General features: G+C 46.0%; 4 protein-coding genes. 2 read left to right on the forward strand and 2 right to left on the reverse strand.

The annotated features are described in order from the left end of the window. Positions 1 to 142: 142 nt before the first annotated feature. Positions 143 to 754 (reverse strand): riboflavin synthase subunit alpha, encoded by a 612-nt coding sequence (locus CAG65_RS05655; protein ID WP_161452755.1) that lies wholly within the window; start codon positions 752 to 754, stop codon positions 143 to 145. A gap of 180 nt (positions 755 to 934) precedes the next feature. Here CAG65_RS05655 and CAG65_RS05660 point away from each other — a divergent pair, with 180 nt between their 5' ends. Beyond that, complete coding sequence (locus tag CAG65_RS05660) at positions 935 to 2,305, forward strand: MATE family efflux transporter (RefSeq protein ID WP_161452757.1); 1,371 nt, start codon at positions 935 to 937, stop codon at positions 2,303 to 2,305. An 81-nt stretch (positions 2,306 to 2,386) separates the two neighbouring features. Then, the gene (locus tag CAG65_RS05665; protein ID WP_161452759.1) at positions 2,387 to 3,379 is read left to right on the forward strand and encodes a DUF3080 domain-containing protein; all 993 of its coding nucleotides are present in this window, start codon (positions 2,387 to 2,389) and stop codon (positions 3,377 to 3,379) included. On the opposite strand, the gene CAG65_RS05670 is transcribed toward CAG65_RS05665, so the two are convergent. Continuing rightward, positions 3,373 to 4,224: a DNA ligase gene (locus CAG65_RS05670; protein ID WP_161452761.1), complete on the reverse strand. Its 852-nt coding sequence runs from the start codon at positions 4,222 to 4,224 to the stop codon at positions 3,373 to 3,375. The genes CAG65_RS05665 and CAG65_RS05670 overlap by 7 nt on opposite strands. Positions 4,225 to 4,806 lie beyond the last annotated feature (582 nt).

Here is a 4,806-nt window from a genome sequence, read left to right on the forward strand (position 1 = left end):
ATGCTATACATCTGAGTATGACGGTTAATGAAGTAACAGACAGTGTCGATTTATATGTCGATGCCGATGACGAACAAATTTTCTGATATCTCATAAGAGAATTAAAAAAAGCGCCTTTAGGCGCTTTTTTCACATACGACGATCAGTCGAGCCGACTTGCTAGCACTCGTTCCACCGTATCGACTATCGCCTGAGTCTGTGGATCGACTTCAACGTTGATGCAGTCCCCAGCCTGACGTTGGCCAAACAGTGTTCGTTCCATGGTTTCCGGGATCAAGTGAACGTTAAAGCGATTTTCGACAACGTCCCCGATGGTGAGTGAGCAACCATCTAAGCCGATAAAGCCTTTCGGCAGAACATACTTGATGAACTCTGGCGCAATTTCAAACCACACCGTACGATTGTTCTCGGAGTCAATCACCTCGGTGATGGTGGCGGTCAGTGCAATATGGCCTGACATGTGATGTCCGCCTATTTCATCACCAAAACGTGCCGCACGTTCGATATTAACAACATCACCTTCACGTAAGCTGCCCAAGTTGGTCAGTTTCAATGTTTCCTGCATTAGATCAAACGAGACCAAATCACCTTCGATTTTAGTGACGGTCAAACAACAACCGTTGTGTGCAACCGACGCACCGATGGTTAACTCACTATTCAACGCCGATTCCAGACGTACAATGTGAGTTTGGAACAACTCTTTCTTTTCGATGGCGACAACTTCCGCCATCCCCTGAACGATTCCAGTAAACATAACCTGTTTCCCGTTGTTTTTTTCGTGGTGTTCAACGTAACATTTCATTATCATCAGATGACAAATCCAGTCACAGTTCTTTGTAGTAAACGGCGTGTCAATTTTCGTCTACCTTTTGATGCTTCACGCCTTACTTAAGAACCCCATTTCTGATACGCGTCCTTTGCATTGGAGTTCTTTGTGCATCGTTATAAAAAAGAATCAATAAACCTGATTAAGTTGGCTACCCCTGTGCTTATCGCGTCTGTCGCGCAAACCGGTATGGGCTTTGTCGATACCATAATGGCCGGTGGTGTTAGTGCGACAGATATGGCCGCAGTTTCGATCGCGGCCAGTATCTGGTTACCATCGATCTTGTTTGGTGTCGGCCTGCTTATGGCCTTGGTCCCTGTCGTCGCTCAGCTCAACGGCTCTGGTCGCCAGGTAAAAATCCCCTATGAGATTCAGCAAGGTATCGCACTTGCCCTGCTGATTTCAATCCCTATTATTGCGGCGCTTTTCCAGACCCAGTACATCCTCCACTTGATGGATGTGGAAGATCTCATGGCAGCAAAAACCAATGGCTACATGTATGCAGTGATGTACGCCGTGCCACCGTTTTTATTGTTTCAGACGCTACGTAGCTTTACCGACGGTATGTCACTGACTAAACCTGCGATGGTCATCGGTTTTATTGGGTTACTGTTTAACATTCCACTCAACTGGATATTTGTCTACGGCGAATTTGGCGCGCCAGCATTAGGTGGCGTTGGTTGTGGTGTAGCCACAGCAATTGTCTACTGGCTGATGTTCTTCATGCTGTTGTTTTACGTACTGACGTCCAAACGCGTTGCCCACATTGAACTGTTTAAAGAGTTTCACCGACCTCAACTGAAACCGTTGTTGCGTCTGTTTAAATTGGGCTTTCCGGTTGCCGCCGCCCTATTCTTTGAAGTCACACTGTTTGCTGTGGTTGCCTTACTGGTCGCCCCTCTGGGTCCATTGGTGGTGGCCGCGCACCAGGTGGCGATTAACTTCTCTTCCTTGATCTTTATGTTGCCAATGAGTATCGGAGCTGCGGTCAGCATCCGTGTTGGCCATAAACTGGGAGAAGAAGACGTTGAAGGTGCTGCAATTGCTTCACGTGTCAGCTTGATGGTGGCCTTGTCGACAGCACTGATCACCGCCACTTTGACGATCTTGTTCCGCGAAAACGTTGCCCTGCTTTACACCGACAACACGGCGGTGGTTGCGATGGCGGTGCAGTTGCTGTGGTTTGCTGCTGTATACCAGTGTACAGACGCCATTCAGGTTGTTGCGGCCGGAGCATTACGCGGCTATAAAGACATGGCGGCGATCTTTAACCGTACATTTATCGCTTACTGGGTACTGGGGTTGCCGTCAGGTTATATTTTGGCATTGACCGATTGGATCACTCAGCCGATGGGCGCAAAAGGCTTCTGGATTGGTTTTATCATCGGTTTGTCGGCTGCCGCTCTAATGCTCAGCGTGCGGTTGTTATGGATGCATAAGCAACCTGACGATACCCAACTGACGTTCGCGTCACGATAATGAAATAAGGTCAGCCTAGCTGACCTTATTTCTAGGAGTTACGTAAACTATGAAAGAATGATAACAATCAGGAGCACCTGCTTGCGCTGGACAATATGGATTATCAGCTTGGTATTACTAGGGTGTGATTACAATCAGCCCCCGATAGAGGCTGATTTACGCGAATACCTCTCGCGTATAGCCAGAGTTCAGGATGAAGACGCTTTTAAGGCGCCTGACCTGAGCTCAACCACCTTGCCCGACAAGCGAGAACTGTTTGTTGAGATTGCGCCGATAAGCATGGGGTTGCTTGACAGTTACGAGCTGAGAAAATGCAATCTTTTTAACCTCATCGCACAACGCAACTCGTTGCTTGGTAAGGTTCAAGATCAGTTTCGTAACTATCAGTATCAAGTCGAGTTACTAGATGGTCTTAATCGCTGTTTGAATAATGCTGACATTCCTGCCAGCTTAAAGCAGCAACTGACCACCATTCAACAACAGAAATATCAAGATCTTCCACACCATTTTTTCAACCTGCTATACAGCAGCGACGCCATGCGAAAGCAGCTTAGTGGTAACACTTGGCTCAGCGACGAAATGAGCTGGAATACCGATGTGGTTCGCAATGCCTTACTTACGCTTAATCACATGGGGCAAGTGACCAAATGGCAAACTGGAGAAGCGCGTAACAACATCATCGACGTTCAAGAATCACTGGAAAAGCTGCCATTGATCGGCCAGCTGGATTATTCATTGAAAAACGCCACCTTACTTCTTCAAACCGCCACCAATCAGTTACAGCGTCACGATAACAAAATAATTTGTGGCCAGAATCGTGATACGACCCGATTTCGTTACTTGAGTAACGTGTTCCAAAACTACTATGTCGAAAGAATTCAACCGTATCTGGCTGAATTAGACAGCACATACGGACAGCTTGAACCAAGTTTCACTATGTTTCATTTTGCAACTGATCGCTATGTGTACCCCATAGAAAAGGATCACCAGGCGTTTCGCCGTGTGACATTAGCGCATGTTCAGTACTGGCAGAACCTGTTCAAACGTTGCGGTGTGCGTGTGGGAAATCAGTAGTGCTCCCGCTCACGTAAGAAACGCGCAAATCTCGGCACACCAAGATGAGTGTAACCGTTGTGCCTGAATGTAATGGTGGAGCCTATCTGAGGTGGATGCTTTCTCAATTGGTCACTCAGTCCACTGCCGATGTAGAACTCCGTCCCATCTTGCAACTTGACTCGCAATGAACCAAGCATCCCCTGATATTTACCAGAGCCCGCTTTATAGCCTACGATGACCGCTTCTGTATCCTGGTATTTCTTCAGTTTAAGCAGATCCGAACTGCGCCCGGCCTGATAGTCGGCCGTGATTTTACGTAACATCACACCCTCTCCGTCAGAGTCACTGACCTCGTCGAGGTAGTCAAATAAAGACTGCTCTGATGTTATCGGCGAGTGCTCGACGTATTTCACGTGCTCACTATCTATCTGGGTCACCAATGTTTTGAGTGCCGCGTAACGCTTTGGGTAGTTGCCCGATGCCATAGGAAGATCAAATAACATGTAGGTAATTTGTTTCCAGGCAACGTCATTAGGCTCTTTATCCAAAACGGTGTGCTGGACAAGCGCAAACTGACCCCGTCCCGCCCACAACTCTCCTTCAACCGGGTAACCCGGTAAGGAAGACACAAACCATTTTGGCGCATGAATCAGGTTACCCTGTCGTGTTGTCAGGTGTGTGCCATTCCAAATCACACGAATGCCGTCCAGCTTTTCACTTTGCCAATACTGATTGATATCGATATCCGGTTGATACATCTCTGCGTTCACAACTGGAATAGAATACAGTGCTTCCTGAGCGAACGACTCTGGCGAATGAGTCATCAATAACGCAATTGCGATTGAGGTGAGTTTCAACTCCATGAAAATGCCCTTTTGTTAGAAACTTCAGTTATTTCTGACTATATTCCCTGACTAACTCAATATGTACTCAGACACATTTAGAGCCAGTTTGAGCTCAGCTTAATCTGAGAACATTATCAATTTCATTTAGTTACGAGCTAAACCTAGGTTTGCATTTCGATTCTCATTTTGAGAAGTTTCGGCTTTTTATTATGACAACTATTGAATAACCATTGGTAACTATTTGATTATTATTAATAATAACTTTTGGCATGAATCGTGATGGGCTCCAAGTATCAACGACAAGGAGAAATGTCATGGGACTACGCAAAATTGAAATACAGAACACATGATGATCAACAGCACTCCTTTACGACGATACGGCCGCTTTTTCCTCTCGGGTGATCCCGGTGAGACGAAAACACGTAAACATCAAGTTTACATCTTGAAACACATCTATCGCTATGAATGTGTCTGTTAATAAACCTATTGAGTCTATTCTCAAAAATAAATCTGGTGTAGCACATTTTAAACCCCGACAATGCGGAACAAAGATTATAAATACACACAGTTAGGCCAATAATTACAAATTTTCGTCAGTTT

Source organism: Vibrio sp. V39_P1S14PM300 (assembly GCF_009904765.1).
In the GTDB taxonomy this organism is placed as follows: Bacteria; Pseudomonadota; Gammaproteobacteria; order Enterobacterales; family Vibrionaceae; genus Vibrio; species Vibrio proteolyticus.